This is a genomic window from Maribacter corallii, from assembly GCF_047345415.1.
Classification (GTDB): domain Bacteria; phylum Bacteroidota; class Bacteroidia; order Flavobacteriales; family Flavobacteriaceae; genus Maribacter_C.
The window spans coordinates 234373-250735 of record NZ_JBLFEP010000003.1 but is presented as its reverse complement, the minus strand read 5'-3'; the positions used below and the strand labels follow the sequence as shown (position 1 = coordinate 250735).

Annotated in this window: 11 protein-coding genes; 3 read left to right on the top strand and 8 right to left on the bottom strand. The window is 42.4% G+C overall.

From position 1 onward, the window contains the following. The first annotated feature begins 47 nt into the window (after nucleotides 1-47). Together ACKWCA_RS11080 and ACKWCA_RS11075 are read left to right on the top strand one after the other, a co-directional pair. Nucleotides 48-1451 (top strand): M16 family metallopeptidase, encoded by a 1404-nt coding sequence (locus ACKWCA_RS11080; protein WP_413978265.1) that lies wholly within the window; start codon nucleotides 48-50, stop codon nucleotides 1449-1451. Further along, nucleotides 1451-2836 carry a M16 family metallopeptidase gene (locus ACKWCA_RS11075; RefSeq protein WP_413978264.1) on the top strand — a complete coding sequence of 462 codons (1386 nt, stop codon included), beginning with the start codon at nucleotides 1451-1453 and terminating at the stop codon, nucleotides 2834-2836. The genes ACKWCA_RS11080 and ACKWCA_RS11075 overlap by 1 nt, the downstream gene beginning before the upstream one ends. Nucleotides 2837-2879: 43 nt before the next feature. Here the strand turns inward: ACKWCA_RS11075 and ettA are convergent, their stop codons facing one another. From ettA to ACKWCA_RS11060, 3 genes are all read right to left on the bottom strand, one after another. Next, entirely contained in the window at nucleotides 2880-4571 is a 1692-nt protein-coding gene (gene ettA / locus ACKWCA_RS11070; RefSeq protein WP_413978263.1) for an energy-dependent translational throttle protein EttA, read from the bottom strand. Between the two features lie 46 nt (nucleotides 4572-4617). Beyond that, nucleotides 4618-4800 (bottom strand): CAL67264 family membrane protein, encoded by a 183-nt coding sequence (locus tag ACKWCA_RS11065; protein WP_413978262.1) that lies wholly within the window; start codon nucleotides 4798-4800, stop codon nucleotides 4618-4620. Between the two features lie 71 nt (nucleotides 4801-4871). Next, nucleotides 4872-5855: a Gfo/Idh/MocA family protein gene (locus tag ACKWCA_RS11060; protein ID WP_413978261.1), complete on the bottom strand. Its 984-nt coding sequence runs from the start codon at nucleotides 5853-5855 to the stop codon at nucleotides 4872-4874. A 73-nt stretch (nucleotides 5856-5928) separates the two neighbouring features. Between ACKWCA_RS11060 and ACKWCA_RS11055 the strand changes: the two genes are divergently transcribed. After that, nucleotides 5929-7557 carry an acyl-CoA carboxylase subunit beta gene (locus tag ACKWCA_RS11055; RefSeq protein WP_413978260.1) on the top strand — a complete coding sequence of 543 codons (1629 nt, stop codon included), beginning with the start codon at nucleotides 5929-5931 and terminating at the stop codon, nucleotides 7555-7557. Between the two features lie 6 nt (nucleotides 7558-7563). Here the strand turns inward: ACKWCA_RS11055 and ACKWCA_RS11050 are convergent, their stop codons facing one another. The 5 genes from ACKWCA_RS11050 to ACKWCA_RS11030 form a co-directional block, all read right to left on the bottom strand. After that, nucleotides 7564-8691, bottom strand: coding sequence for a carboxypeptidase-like regulatory domain-containing protein (locus ACKWCA_RS11050; RefSeq protein ID WP_413978259.1), 1128 nt, complete (start codon nucleotides 8689-8691; stop codon nucleotides 7564-7566). Nucleotides 8692-8792: 101 nt separating this feature from the next. Continuing rightward, on the bottom strand, nucleotides 8793-10553 hold the full coding sequence (locus ACKWCA_RS11045; RefSeq protein ID WP_413978258.1) for a carboxypeptidase-like regulatory domain-containing protein: 1761 nt from the start codon (nucleotides 10551-10553) through the stop codon (nucleotides 8793-8795). Nucleotides 10554-10559: 6 nt separating this feature from the next. Beyond that, nucleotides 10560-12302, bottom strand: a complete 1743-nt coding sequence (locus tag ACKWCA_RS11040; protein ID WP_413978257.1) for a hypothetical protein — start codon at nucleotides 12300-12302, stop codon at nucleotides 10560-10562. Between the two features lie 149 nt (nucleotides 12303-12451). Then, nucleotides 12452-14206 (bottom strand): DUF2135 domain-containing protein, encoded by a 1755-nt coding sequence (locus ACKWCA_RS11035; RefSeq protein WP_413978256.1) that lies wholly within the window; start codon nucleotides 14204-14206, stop codon nucleotides 12452-12454. Between the two features lie 213 nt (nucleotides 14207-14419). Beyond that, the gene (locus ACKWCA_RS11030) at nucleotides 14420-16285 is read right to left on the bottom strand and encodes a carboxypeptidase-like regulatory domain-containing protein (protein WP_413978255.1); all 1866 of its coding nucleotides are present in this window, start codon (nucleotides 16283-16285) and stop codon (nucleotides 14420-14422) included. Nucleotides 16286-16363: the final 78 nt, after the last annotated feature.

Sequence of the window (16363 nt, the reverse complement as noted above, 5' to 3'; positions counted from 1 at the left end):
TCCTATAAAATGATTGCATCTAATAAACGTAAATTAAAATAGTGCCCATGAAAACTAAATCGAAATGGTTTGTTCTCTATTTCTTCGCATTGACTCTTTCGAGTTGTAATACAATGGAAAAAGAAGTAGAAAAAAAGAAAGAGACGGCAGAGTTCAAAGTACCCGTTGACTATTACAAATTGGACAATGGTCTCAAAGTCATACTGTCACAAGATAAAACCGCACCTACGGTCATTGTGGCTGTTTACTATAACATCGGTTTCAGAATAGAGCCAAAAGACCGCACTGGTTTTGCACATCTTTTTGAACACATGATGTTTCAAGGTTCGAAGAATCTTCCAAAAGGGGAATTCGATAAACTAACCACTTCAAATGGAGGGGTCAACAATGGCTCAACACGTTTTGACTTTACCAATTATTTTGAAATCATTCCGTCACATACGTTAGAACCAATACTTTGGGCGGAAGCCGATCGTATGAAGGGACTCAACATTGACCAAGCCAGCTTGACCAATCAACAAGGAGTCGTGAAAAACGAAGTGAAAGTAAATGTATTGAACCAACCTTATGGCGGGTTTCCATGGTTGGATATGCCGCAATATGCAAATACGAACTGGTACAATTCCCATAATTTTTATGGCGATTTAGCCGATTTGGATGCGGCCAACCTAGAAGATGTTCAAGCATTCTTCGATACATACTATGCTCCGAACAATGCGGCGCTATCCATAGTAGGGGATTTTGAAATTGAGGAAGCTAAAACGTGGATTCAAAATTACTTTAGCGCTATTCCAGCTGCAGAAATTCCCGATCAACCGGATATTTCTGAGCCAAAACAAGAAGAACAGAAAGAATTCGTCAAAAACGATTCTTTGGCAAATAAACCGGCTATTGCCCTAGCCTACCATATGCCGGAACGAAATACCCCTGAATACTATGCCATGGGTCTCTTGGACCAAATCTTGATTCAAGGGGATAACAGCCTTTTGGCTCAAAAACTAGAAAAAGAAAAAGGATATACCGCGGATGTCAGCGGTGGTATTAACTATTTAGGGAATATGTTCAATTACAAAGGTCCGATGATTTGGATGTATGATCTGACTTACGATACGGAGACCTCAAGAGCGGACGTATTAAATTCAATAGATGAAGTGATGAACAATCTGAAATCAAACATAAGCCAAGAAACGGTAGACCAAGCTATCGTAAAGCTTCGTTCTCAGCTTTACGATGATATTGGAGGCACCTTTGGTTTAGGTAGAGCGGACTTATTATGCACTTTTGCATTATTTGATGACAATCCTGAACGTATCAACTCCCTAGAAGATGAATTCAAAAAAGTAACCCCTGAACTCATTAAAAAAACGATAGACGCTTATCTCATACCCAAAAACCGAACCATTCTAACGGTAAACCCATTATTAGCAGCTAACGAAAAAACTCAGTCCTAATGAAAACAATAACACGATATCTTCTAATCTGCTTTACTTTCTTTTCCCTAACGGCTCAAGAAAGGGAAAAACCACCCAAAAGTGGAGCTCCAAAAAACTTCACATTGCCAAAAAAAGAGGTGGTACAACTCGATAACGGCCTTACGTTGGTAATGGTTCCCTACGGCTCCATTCCCAAAGCCACTATTCGCTTTAGTATTAAAACAGGGAATATCAATGAGCAAGAAGATCAAATTTGGTTAGGTGATTTACTCGCAGAAATGATGAAAGAAGGAAGCACCACCAAAAATGCAAAACAGGTGGCAGATGAAATGGCCGGAATGGGAGGCAATCTAAATATAGCGTTCGGACTACACACTGCATCTATAAGCAGCTCAGTGCTTTACGAATTCGCTCCGGATGCCATAAAGCTCATGGCCGACCTGCTTAAGAACCCTAAATTTCCGATTGATGAATTGGACAGACTGAAAGCTGATATGAAGCGTGACTTATCAGTACGCCTATCCAGACCAAGGTCTCAGGCCGTGCGTGATTTTTATTCACAATTGTATCCGAATCACCCCTATGGCAGATTGTTTCCTTCAGATGCGATGATCGATTCATATACCATTGAAGATATCAGACAGTTTTATAATGACCAATTTGGAGGCCTACGAACTACAGTATATGTAGTGGGCAACTTCAATGGTGATGCGGTTCGGGAAGCCGTAGAAAAGGTTCTTTCCGATTGGCGCGAAGGCAAGCCATCCGATTTTAGCAATGCAAAACCGGTAGTCTCCAATGGAGTCAAGATCATTGATCGACCAGGTGCACCGCAGTCGACGATATATTACGGACTGCCGGTAGTTGGACCCGAACATGAAGATTTTATAGCTCTAGACGTTATGAATTCTATTCTAGGAGGTTCTTTTACCTCGAGAATCACTACGAACATTAGGGAAGATAAGGGCTATACCTATTCACCCTTTAGTAATTTGGACACCAAATACAAAAGTGGTATTTGGTACGAAGCAGCGGACGTGACCACCGAACATACGGGCGCTTCTTTGGAAGAAATACAAAAGGAAATACGGAAACTTCAAGATGAGACTCCCACACAAGAAGAAATGGACGGAATTATCAACTATGAATCTGGAATCTATGTGCTTCAAAACTCCACGCCCAACGGTATTATCGGTCAAATGGTCTTTTTGGATACCCATGATTTAGACGACTCGTTTTTGACCGATAAGGTGGCCAACATGCATGCCATAACACCTGAAAAAGTTCAAGAAATGACAAGGAAATATATCAGACCGGAAAACATGACCCTAATTGTTGTGGGAGACCGAGAGAAAATCGAGCGTCAAATTCCGAAACCCATAAAGCAGCCCTTAAAACAATAAAACTGTTAAGCAAAAACTCCCGTCAACAACGGGAGTTTTTTAATTATCGGATCAATTTCTTGTATTTGATTCGTTTCGGAATCAAATCGCCACCTAAGCGTTTCTTTTTATTCTCCTCATAGTCGGAGAAAGAACCTTCAAAGAAATACACTTGAGAGTCACCCTCAAACGAAAGGATATGAGTACAAATACGATCCAAGAACCAGCGATCATGCGATATGACAACGGCACAACCCGCGAAATTCTCGAGCCCTTCTTCAAGCGCCCTTAACGTATTGACATCCAGGTCATTGGTAGGCTCATCCAATAGTAGTACGTTGCCTTCTTCCTTTAGCGTCATGGCCAAATGCAGGCGATTTCGTTCTCCACCGGATAGCATACTGACCTTTTTATTCTGTTCACTACCCGAAAAATTGAACCTACTTAAATAGGCCCGTGAATTCACTTGCCTGCCCCCCATCATGACCAATTCTTGCTCATCACTGAAGTTTTGCCAAATGGTCTTTTCGGGGTCAATGTTGGAATGGCTCTGGTCTACATAGGCAATTTTAGTGGTGTCCCCTACTAAGAACTCTCCTTTGTCAGGACTTTCCTCACCCATGATCATTCTAAATATAGTGGTTTTACCAGCACCATTCGGACCAATAACACCGACGATTCCAGCCTGGGGCAAAGTGAAATTCAAATCTTCATACAGTAATTTATCCCCATACGCCTTACTTACGCCCTTTGCTTCGATAACGTTGGTGCCCAAGCGCGGTCCATTCGGAATATAGATTTCCAATTTCTCGTCCAATTGTTTTTGATCTTGGCTCATGAGCTTATCATAGTTCTTCAGACGTGCTTTTTGTTTTGTCTGCCTCCCTTTTGCTCCCTGTCTTACCCATTCAAGCTCCCGCTCCAATGTTTTTTGGCGCTTCGAGGCGGATTTGCTCTCTTGGGCCAAACGTTTTGATTTTTGATCTAACCAGCTAGAATAGTTTCCTTTCCACGGAATACCTTCTCCCCTGTCCAGCTCCAATATCCACCCGGCAACATTGTCTAAGAAGTAACGATCGTGGGTAACAGCGATCACCGTACCCTTATATTGTGCTAGATGGTGTTCCAACCAATGTACTGATTCCGCATCTAAATGGTTGGTCGGTTCATCTAAGAGCAAAATTTCCGGTTCTTGTAAGAGCAACCGACACAACGCTACACGTCTTCGTTCCCCGCCGGATAGTACACCGATCTTCTTATCAGAATCGGGCGTGCGCAGGGCGTCCATCGCTATTTCAAGTTTGGTGTCCAGTTCCCAAGCATTCGAAGCATCTATCTTGTCTTGCAAATCGGCCTGCTTGTCCATCAACTTTTGCATCTTATCGGCGTCCTCATATACCTCAGGTAGGCCGAACATGTCATTTATCTTGTTGTATTCGTCCAAAATGGCCACTGTTTCGGCAACACCTTCCTTGACCACTTCAAGTACGGTTTTTTCCTCATCTAATTGCGGTTCCTGTTCTAAATAACCCACAGCATACCCAGGTGAAAAAACGACATCCCCCTGATAGTTTTTGTCGACCCCTGCAATGATCTTGAGCAAGGTTGATTTTCCTGATCCGTTTAAACCCAAAATACCGATTTTGGCCCCATAGAAAAAACTCAGGTAAATATTCTTGAGCACCGGTGTATTGGCGGTCTTAAAAGTTTTGGTCACCCCGGACATGGAGAAAATGACCTTCTTATCGTCAGACATTCAAATTAAATTTATTAGTTGTTGAAAATAGAAATGGGATGTGGTCTTAGACCCTACCTTTCAAGGCGTTGAATACCCAGGCAACGGCAAAAAAGCCGATACCTACGGCAGCAAATCCCCATCCGGCGACATCATCGTACCGGAAAGCGCCCAGTGCGATTAATGAAAGTCCTACGATTATCATGATAAAAGTGGCCCATGCCAAGACGGTATTCTTATTCATTCCCATAGTTGTGTTTCGTTTGGTGGTAATTCCAAATATCGTAAAAAATCAAGGAACTATCCCTTTAGAAAATGACTTTATTCTTCGAAAGGAAAAGTTATGCCGGTTTCCTTTCGTACCGCATCAAGTAGCGCCACCAAATCTTGGCTGTTCTGAAGACTCCATCGATCGCTTTCTTTCTTTCCTGCTCTCAGACATTCCTGAACCTCTTCTATTTCATGGCTATACCCCTTACCGACCGTGGGTAGGTCAACATGCGTTAATTCATTTTCCTTTTCCAAGGAATAGCCTTGTGCCTCGTGCCATCTTGGATGCAGGAAGAGGGTTCCTTCTTGACCGGAAATTTCAGCTTTCATTTCACTTTTTGAGGTCAGACCACTGTACAACAGGGCTTGCCCATTCTGATACTCGAAAAGCATTGAAGTCTGCATTTCAACCCCGGTGGTATGAAATCTTGAACTCGCCTTAATGTGCTTAGGCATACCAAAGAAAAGATATGATAGAAAAATAGGATAAATGCCTATATCCAAAAGAGACCCACCTGCCAGATCGGGGTTTAATAACCTTCCCTTCTCATCCCGATCCAAGGCATAAAATCCGAAATCGGCGTAGAGATATTCCAGCTTTCCTATAACACCTTCTTCAATGAGTTGTTTTACCTTTCGAATTGCCGGATTGAAACGGCTCCATAAGGCTTCCATTAAAAACACATCGCCTTCCTTGGCAGCGCTGACCATACGGTCAACCTCTTGCTTGTTGATTCCCATCGGTTTTTCACAGAGTACAGCTTTTTTATGGCGTAACGCCTGCAGGGTCAATTCACAATGCGAGGTATGTGGTGTAGCGATATAGAGTACATCTACCACATCGGACTCGAATAGTTCTTGATAGGAACCATAAACGTGCGCTGCCCCGTACTCCGCGGCAAAGGAACTCGCCCTATCAAAATTTCTGGAGGCAACCGCGGTCAAGCGGCCACCGTTGACCATTCTGAGATTTTTGGCAAAACTATGTGCTATATTTCCGGGCCCTACAATACCCCATCTAATTTCATCTTTCATTTTGGTAATCTTGAGTTTTTACCAAATGTAATCAAATTCTCTTCTTATCTTTATTCCGTACAAAACTACGGGAATGGATATCAAATTCAACAAGAACGAAGACCACAATAAAATGCTCGTTTCGGAGCTCAAAAAACGACTCGCCAAAGTGAAATTGGGAGGTGGTCAATCCCGAATCGACAAGCAGCATAAACTGGGCAAATTGACCGCAAGGGAACGAATTTCATATCTATTGGATGCTGATCAAAAGAGTATTGAAATCGGGGCATTTGTGGGTGATGGAATGTATGAAGAGCACGGGGGATGTCCTTCTGGAGGGGTTGTCGTCAAAATTGGCCATGTCAAAGGAAAGCAATGTGTTGTTGTGGCCAACGATGCCACGGTAAAGGCAGGCGCTTGGTTTCCCATAACCGCCAAAAAAAATCTTCGTGCCCAAGAAATCGCTATAGAAAATCGACTTCCGATCATCTATCTTGTAGATAGTGCCGGAGTATTTCTGCCCATGCAGGATGAGATTTTTCCGGACAAGGAACATTTTGGACGGATTTTCAGGAATAATGCCATCATGAGCAGTATGGGCATTACTCAAATTTCCGCCGTTATGGGAAGCTGTGTTGCGGGAGGAGCCTATTTGCCCATCATGAGTGATGAAGCCTTGATTGTCGATAAAACCGGAAGTATATTTCTCGCAGGAAGTTATCTCGTCAAAGCGGCCATTGGTGAAACCATAGATAATGAAACTTTAGGTGGGGCCACCACGCATTGTGAAATAAGTGGAGTTACCGATTATAAAGCCAAAGATGACAGAGCCGCATTGGATACTATCAAGAACATTATTGACAAAATCGGTGAATATGACAAAGCGGGATATAACCGAACCAAAGCGAAACCGCCGAAATCAGAGGCTCAAGAACTTTATGGACTCTTACCACATTCAAGGGCAGAACAATACGATATGCGTGACATTATCGCCCGACTTGTAGACGACTCGGATTTTGAGGAATACAAAGAGGGCTATGGCAAAACCATATTGACGGGATATGCCCGAATTGACGGTTGGGCGATCGGTATTGTCGCCAACCAGCGCAAGGTGGTAAAGAATGCTAAGGGCGAAATGCAATTCGGGGGCGTCATCTATTCCGATTCGGCGGATAAGGCGACCCGCTTTATTGCCAATTGTAATCAAAAGAAGATTCCCTTGGTATTTTTACAGGATGTAACCGGGTTTATGGTCGGAAGCAAAAGTGAACATGGGGGCATTATTAAAGACGGCGCCAAAATGGTCAATGCCGTAAGTAATTCCGTTGTACCTAAATTCACAGTGGTCATCGGAAACAGTTATGGAGCCGGTAATTATGCGATGTGCGGCAAAGCCTACGACCCACGATTGATCGTTGCCTGGCCTAGTGCCAATTTGGCGGTTATGAGTGGTAATTCTGCGGCCAAGGTCCTATTGCAAATAGAAAAGGCCTCGCTGAAAAAGAAAGGGGAAGTTATCACGCCAGAAAAAGAGGCCGCACTGTTTGACAAGATCAAAAATCGGTACGACAACCAAGTATCTCCATATTATGCGGCTTCGCGACTGTGGACGGATGCCATCATCGAACCGACAGATACCCGTAAATGGATTTCAATGGGTATCGAAGCTGCAAATCATGCACCCATTGAAAAGCAATTCAATATGGGGGTGTTACAGGTTTAATGGTATTCATTCTCGAATCAAGTTAATATTGATACTATTTTTTTCAAGCAACTTAATGGTCATTTTTTTGTACCCTTTGGCCTCGAAACTGATGATGTCATCTTTCTCCCCAAGAATTTGATATCTGCCTTTTTCATTGGAATAGGTTTCCTGGTTGGTAGTGAGGTTTGTCACCTTAATATTATTCAAAGGTCTTCTTGCGAAAAAGATGAATCCTGATATATTCTGTTTTGATTTTTGTGCTTTGACTACTTTGCTCTCGGCTTTCTTTTTATCTGAGAAATACGTGGTATTCAGATGGTAGGCCATTGCGGATTGGGGCATGACCTCCCATTTGCCCAAGCTGGCGGATTTGCGAAGCGAATAAGTACCCTTTTCTGATGAGGCCTTCAAAATAAGCCCAATAGGCTTCTCACCATAGACCTTAAGCAGTTCCAAACTCACAATGAAATCATCCTTCACATAAATCGAATAGGGTTCTAGATCAACAATCGCTAATTTTGTTTGAGGGTAAATCGTATGTAAAATATTTGAATTTGTACTGTTTAGGTTCTTACCCGGATTGTCTTTTGATTTTCCAAGGTCATATAGGTTCACCCGTATCAAAACACTATCGGAAGGATTTGAGTACACCTCGAAAAAAAGTGTATTCAATTTCCGCACCCCTTTTTTGACTTTGATTTTGGTCGCCAACTCCCCGCCCAATGCAATATTATCTTTCCAATACCCATACGTGCTTTCACCATAATTCTGGTATCCCACAATATCGTTTACTTTGAAGCCCCCTTTATTCGTTACCACTACTTCGTTCAGTTCTACATTTTTAGGCTCCATTGGAATTTCAGGGTAGTCATTATAGACGAACCGCAAATCTGAAATCGTTTTCTTTATGGTTTTATATCCCATTGAGGAAAATTGAACAATGTCGGTAGTGGTAAGCTGTGCTTGATTAATGGGAAGATGAAAAATACCTTCCTCATCAGATACCGTACCTATACCTTTCCCGAATATTCCAATATTCACATAAGGCAAGGGTTCCTTGGTATCTGCGTCAACTACTTTACCCTTATAATCTTGTTGGCCAAGGCAAAGAAAAGAAATTAGGCCTACGATGATATTGACAAAAACTCTCATGGTTCTTTAGTTGGATAGTACTGCCTTTGAATTTATTACAGAAAACAGTTTATGGTTTATACGCTGTGTGTTTAGTTTAGGAAGCCAGATTCCCTCTAAACTCAATTGGTTGTAATACCACCTGAATTGAATACTTCAAACAATTTTTGATTGACGTTCTTGAGTCCCAATCGATACACCTTTACCTCTTTTCGCTGTGAAATGGTTCCATAATTATAGTATATCGTGGTTTTCAGGTATACCGGTTCGAGCCGTTTATTCCCTTTATAAATGACATTCACTTGCCATTTTCCGGGTAAGGAGCCGTCCATCAAAAACTCTTCGCAGGAATAACCGGTCAGCTTTTCTTCATCTATTCGTTCGAAATCGGCCAAGGTCGTATGCTCCCAATTGTGAAAATGCTTTTGTGGATTCACGAACTGTAGGTCAAATTCCGCCTCGGAATCGTTCCATTCAAAAATCATTCGTGTACCATCAAATTCCGAAAACCGCTCCTCACGTTCGGTAAGCAAGCGCTTCGCCATCATATGGTCAGTTTCTAAAACCATCAGATTGTCAGATTCCCGTTCAATGATGGTGTTTATGGCAGTGGAATCGGAAATATTCAGAAGCTCTTCATCTCTTAAATATTGATATCGTGCATAGATTCTTGCTGCCTTATTGAAATCACCAACTGACCGATAACTATTGGCTAAGTCACGGTAAGACTGCGCATAGTTCGGTCTCAGAACGAACACCTGCTCATAGATATCGTTCGCAGTTTTCAGATCATCGTGCCCCTCAAAATAATAAGCCCATGATTTTAAGAACATTGCGTTATTTTGAACTTTTTTCAAGGCTTCATCGGCAATCCTTTTGGCGTATTTGCGATGCCCCTTTTCCATAAAAAAGTTGTAGGAGTCAATAAAATAATATGGAGAGTTTCGATAGCTTTCAGCATACCTTTCAAAAACCCTTTCGGCCGTCTCAATCGTTTTGCACTTAAACAGTTCACGTAAGTATATGGGACTAGCCTGCTCAAGTGAACTCACTCCCAGTGCATCATCTTTAAAAATATTATGACGCAGTTTGGCCCTGTCATAAGGTCGGTCACTCCCCTCCTCTCGGGCCCCATGACGTCCTGACTTCGTGTTTATGAATATGACTCCACCCGCAGCCATTGAACCGTATCGCCATGCCGCTTGAAGTCCACTGAGAAAACCTATTCGTTCAACATTATTGATATCTATCCAAGTTGGTGCATCTGTAAATACCATTCCATCCACCTCGAACATCGCCGATCGCCCCCTTCCAGCACTTTTGGAAAGGCCTCGTCTTGAAATTCCGGTTTCTGGATCGGTAAAGATATTTAAACTCATACCGGGAAGTTGATTTTGAATGGCCGATAAAATATCGACTGCGGCATTGTTCAGTTCACTACCGTCAATAACTTGAAGGCGATAGGCCGCTGTTGATGCGCTCAAATAGCCAAAAGAAGTGTTGATAATATTCTTATCAATGGCATAATCGATCTCTAGATCACGCTGTGTTTTTCGTTTTGACCTGGTCACAACAACTTCATCTAATTTCTCTATTTTCGGCCATAATACCACATTTAGAATGCGCGTAACATCTTCTACTCGAATGTGCACGGTTTTCATTCCTACATAAGAGAATTCAATAAGGTCACCTGCTATGGCCTGTATCTCATATTTGCCATTTGCATCGGTGGAAGTTCCCTCATCACTACCCGAGAGTGTCACATTAACTCCCGAAATAGGCACGGTACCATCTGTAATCGTACCCCAAATGGCTTGGTGTTTCTCTTGTGCGTTTGTGGTGAAAGCAGCAATAAAGAGCAGTAAGATTAGTAACCTATCCATGCTTCTCTAATACGTAGTTATTCTCCCAGAATTGACCACATTGAATAACTTATAATTCGAGTCCTTTAGGGAGAGTCGATATACTTTCACTTCTTTTCGCTGCGAATTCAATCCATAGTTGAAATAGGTCGTCACCTTCAAGTAGGTTGGTTCCAGTTTTTTGTTTCCTTTATAATCGATGTTTATTTGCCAGCTACCTGCCAAGGAGCCATCCATTAAGAACTCTTCAGCCGAATAGCCCTTCAATTTTTCATCCATAAGACGGTCTGCATTGGCTACCATAGTATGTTTCCAAGTATAATAGCGCTTTTCAGGGTTTACGAACTGTAATTCGAATTCCGCCTCACTATCATTCCATTCAACAAGAATACGCGTACCATTGAAATCAGCATACTTCGCACCGCTACGCTCAGGTTGCTTACCATCGATTATCGTATCGCCATCAAGTCTAAAAAGGTTTTCGGAGTCACGATCCATAATGGAGCCTAACCCTAAACTATCCGATTGGAGAAAGTCTTCATCGACCAAATAGTTGTACCGCGCATACATCGCTGCGGCCTTTTTATATTTTTTAACATCGCGATAGCTTTCCGCTAAATCTCGATATGATTGAGCATAATTGGGTCGTAATATGAATACCTGTTCATAGAGGTCTTTCGCTTCCTCGCTTTTACCATTCGTTTCCGCATGATAGGCCAAAGCCTTGAGATAGACGGCATTGTCTTCAAAAAGTTTGGTGTTCTTTCTTAGGATTTGAGCTGCAAATTCATCCGCTCCTATTTTCATAAAATGAGCGTACGAATCGATAAAAAAATACGGAGAACTATAATACTTGCCCAAGTTGGCCTCAAAAACCGTCTTGGCTGCTTCGACTGTGGCACTTGTCTTATAGGCAGTGAGATAGGTAGATTCATTTTTTGAAAGTTCCTCTGCCGATAACAAGTCCCCATCAAAAATATTATTGCGCAAGCGCGCGCGATCCACAAATTTGTTCATTTCCGGGCTTCCATTGACGGTATTGATTACGATAACACCGCCCGCACCGAAATTTCCGTATCTCGCTACCATGGCCAAGCCAGGAAAAATAGCGATACGCTTCATTGCCTGCACCGGTAGCCATACTGGGGCGGAATCGAACAATTGTCCATCCACGTCGAACACAAATCCCCGGCCTGCAGTCAGGGAGCTAAATCTTCTTGATGTCACAGCGCCCCCATTCGTACAATCCCCATTTACCTGAACTCCAGGAAATCTTCCTTGTAACAAATCAAGAATGCACAATCGGACGGAACTTATATCTTCCTCCTGCATCATCCAGACCTGACCCGGTGCCTTGTCGGCATCCATATACCCCCATGCGGTCTTGATAATTTTTTCATTTATTGGATAATCCGCCTCTAGATCCTTTTGAGACCGCCTTTTACTTGCCTCCAATACCACTTCATCCAACTCCGTAATTTCAGGTAGCATTGTAATATTTAAAATACGGGTCACATCCTCCACCACGATTTTCATATCACGTAAACTCGAATACGAGAATGTGATGATATCTCCTTGATAGGCCTTTATTTCATAGCTACCATCTATTTTAGATTTGAATACCGTTTCAGATCCAGAAACTCGAATATCCGCATTGACTACAGGTCCGTCAAGATAGACGATCTTGCCTTTGATGATTTTTTGATTTTCTTGGGCGTAGGTATAGGTAAAGGAGATAAGGGCAGCGAAGGTGAAGAGTAGTCTTTTCATATTACAACGTATTAGTTTTAAGAATTCTCAAAAAATTAACAATAACCTTGCCAATTAATCAATCATATGTGAAATATTAACAAAAAATAGATGTTTAAGGCACAATAACTCGAAATATCCTCAAAATCGTATGATTGTGACCGCATGCATTACAATTTGCCTCCTACCGAAAGGGAGAACAGTTCATGCTGCTTATTTCGTAGCCCCAGTCGAAACACTTTAGTTTCCTTTCGTTGTGATTTCAGACCGTAGTTGAAATAAGTGGTCACCTTGAGATAGGTGGGCTCCAATTTCTTGTTGCCCAAATAGTTGATATTGACCTGCCATTTGCCTGCTAAAGAACCATCGATTAAAAACTCCTCTGCCGAATAGCCTTTCAATTTTTCGTCCATAATACGGGAGGAATTGGCCATAGAGGTATGCTTCCATGTATGGTAATGCTTTTCCGGGTTCACGAACTGTAGCTCAAATTCCGCTTCACTATCGTTCCATTCGAACAACAATCGCGTTCCATCGAATTCCGTGTACTTTGCCAGTCTCTTTTTCGTCTTGCCTCCCTCGAAAACCTGATCTCCCTCCAAAGCCAACAAATTCTCTGCGTCCCTTTCAATAATTGGTCCTAGTCCGACACTATCCGCTTGAAGAAAACCCTCATCGACTAGGTAATTGTACCTTGCATACATTGCGGCCGCTTTTTTATAGTTTTTATTATTGCGGTAAGCCTCCGCCAAATCGCGATAGGATTGCGCATAATTAGGTCGTAATATGAACACTTGCTCATAAACATCGGTGGATGTCTTTATGTCTCTACTCGCCTCGGCATAATATGCCAACGCCTTCAAATACACCGCGTTTTTATCGACCAGCGGTACGTTTTTATCCAAAATATCGGTTGCGAATTTTTCTTCTCCCTCATTCATAAAAAAAGCATAGGAATCGATAAAGAAATGTGGCGAATTGTAGTATTTTTTATAGTTATTCTCATAGACGATTTTTGCTTGCTCCGCCGTGGCACTTGCCTCATAATCCAAAAGATAGGTCGGTGCATTTTTGGAAATCTCGTTTTTGGATAGCGCTCCGCCCTTATAGATATTGTTTCTAAGGCGCGCACGGTCCAATACCTTGCCTGATTTTGACCCTAAAACCCCATTGACCGTATTGATAACCACTACCCCTCCATCTCCTGCGGATCCATAGGTAGCCGTTGTTGCCAAGTTTTGAAGAATCGCTATTCGCTTTATGGAATTCACATCGACCCAAACGGGTGCACTCGGAGGTCCATTTGGACCACTACCCGTAAAAATCTGTCCATCGATATCCCAAACCATGGGGCCCTGACGTATACCTCTGGAAAGATAAAGCTCTCCCCCTCTGTTGCAATCCCCATCAACCAGAATGCCCGGAAATTGACCACGTACCAAATCAAGTATGCAAAGTGTCACCGGATTGATTTCGTCCTCATTCATCAAACGAATTTGACCGGCCGCCCGATCGGCGTCTAAATAACCGAAGGCCGTTCTAATAATGTTTTTGTTGATGTCATAATCTTCTTGCATATCACGTTGACTACGACGCTTGCTGGCTTCTACGACCACTTCGTCAAGCGCTGTAACATCTGGTGACATCGTGATATTCAATATACGGGTCACATCTTCCACTACCACTTCTACATCGCGAAGACTCGGGTATGAAAAGGTAATGATATCACCTTGGTAGGCCTGAATTTCGTAGGCTCCATCCGCATCGGATTTCCAAATCACATCGGAACCTGAAACCTTGATATCGGCATTGGCGGTTGGGCCGTCGAGATAGGTGATTTTCCCTTTAATGGTTTTTATGTTTTCTTGAGCGTAGGTGGTAGTACAAAGAAATAGGACGGTCAAGGAGATAAGAATTCTTTTCATAGCAATGTCTTTAAAAATGTTAAAACCTATTTTTGGGATATCAATAATCTTGCCATTATCTTCAAGTCTTTGAATATTGAAAGAAATTCTTTAACAAATTTAGGAAGGGGGCAATTTTAAACGTGATTGTATCGGAATGGAAACTATAAAGCCTCGCTTAAACCGAATGTTTTAAGCGAGGCTTTCCTTATTTTTTAGGTACTTGACCAAAAGTCAATTATTGAAAGCCAATTTCGACCCGACCGATATCGCGAACAGTTCGTGCGGAGTATTTTTCAATGATAGCTTGAACACCTTGGTTTCCTTGCGTTGTGCGAACGTTCCATAATTGTAATATACCGTAGCCTTCAAATAGGTCGGCGTTAGGCTTTTGTTTCCTAAATACTTAATATTCACTTTCCACGAACCGGGTAGCGAGCTATCGATCAAATATTCCACAGAACTATAGCCGAATTCCTTTTCTTGGGCAATCCTATCGGCATTGTCGGCCAGACTATGCTTTAGCATAAAATATTGCTTTTCCGGGTTGACAAATTGTAAGTCGAACTCCGCCTCACTATCGTTCCATTCAAAAACCAAACGGGTTCCATCAAAGTCTTCTTCGGCTACATATAAGTCACTGGCCTGTGTACCTTTGACGATATTGTTCTTTTCCAAAAGCAGAAAGTTGTTGTATTCCCGTTCGAAAAGATTGGCGAATTCCGTGGAATCGCTCTTTAAAATCCCTTCTTGCAATAAATAGGAGTATCGGGTATAGATGGAAGCGGCCTGTTTCGTCTTCCCAACATCGCGATAACTATTGGCCAAGTCAAGATACGATTGTAGATAGTCTGGACGTAAACGCAAAACTTCCTTGTAATGGGTATTGGCTTGTTCATAGTCTCCCATGGCCTCTAACTGATAGGCTAATGCCTTCAATAAAACGGGATTGTTCTCGAACTGACCGGCCGCGTTGGCCAAAATACCATCTGCGAAATCGGAAGCGCGCCAGCGTTCGGTGAAATACTTTTGCATATCAAGGGCGAAATATGGGTATGCACTGTAAGCTGGGCGATACTCTTCATAAATCTTTTTAGCATCTTCTAGCGATTGGCTCGCCCTTATCGCTGTCAAATACACGGGCGCATTTCTCTTTAAATCGTTTTGTGAAATCAGATTGTCCGTAGCAAAATTGTTACGCAATCTTGCACGATCGTAAATCTTGTCGGATTTCGGACTTCCGGAAATCGTATTGACTACGATTACCCCTCCCGCTCCGGCATTACCATACGAGGTTGATGCTGCAAAATTGTTCAAAATTGCCAAGCGCTTTATATTACCAATATCTAACCACAATGGGGCATCATTGAGAATTTGTCCGTCCACATCGAAGAGGGCCGATCTTGGATTGGTCAACGATAAGGAGCCACGTATGAAGACCTTACCTTGATTAAGATTTGAATTGATTCCGGTACCCGCATTGGAGGCCAGGCCGTTAAATCCATCTTCGCTTTGTGAGAGCCCCTCTTGATTACTGGCCGTCTCCGCCGAGTTCAAAGAAGGCCCAAAAGCCCCACTGCACTCACCCTGAACACGAATACCGCTAAAGCGATTTCGTAAAAGGTCTAAAATACAAACGTATATCGGCTCGATTTCCTCGCTGCTCAAAAAACGGATATTTCCGGGTGCGGTATCCGCATTCAAATACCCAAAAGCAGTTCTTATAATATTAGGATTGGAGGGATACTCCAATGCGAGTACTTTTTGTGATTTTCGATTGCTGCCCAGAACCGTCACTTCTTCAAGTTCTTGAACATCGATTACCATTTCCAAGTTGAGGATCCTGGTTACGTCCTCAACTCTGATTTGCACTGTTTTAAAACCTTGATAGGCATATTTGATCCGGTCATTTCTCTCGGCTTCAATGCTGTACTTTCCATTTTCATCGGAAAAAACCGTTTTCTGAGCATCGTTTACAGAAATTGCCACATTCTTCAACGGGGCCTTCCCATCCGTTATCGTCCCGAAAATTGTTTTTTTACTTTCCTGTGAAAAACCTGCGAATGAAATCAATAAAAAGAATACGAATGCTTTTTTCATAACTCACGTTTTATTTAAAGTTACGAATTTTCCAATTATTTCAGACCCTTATTCGGATATTTTTAGTGGAGAGGGGTT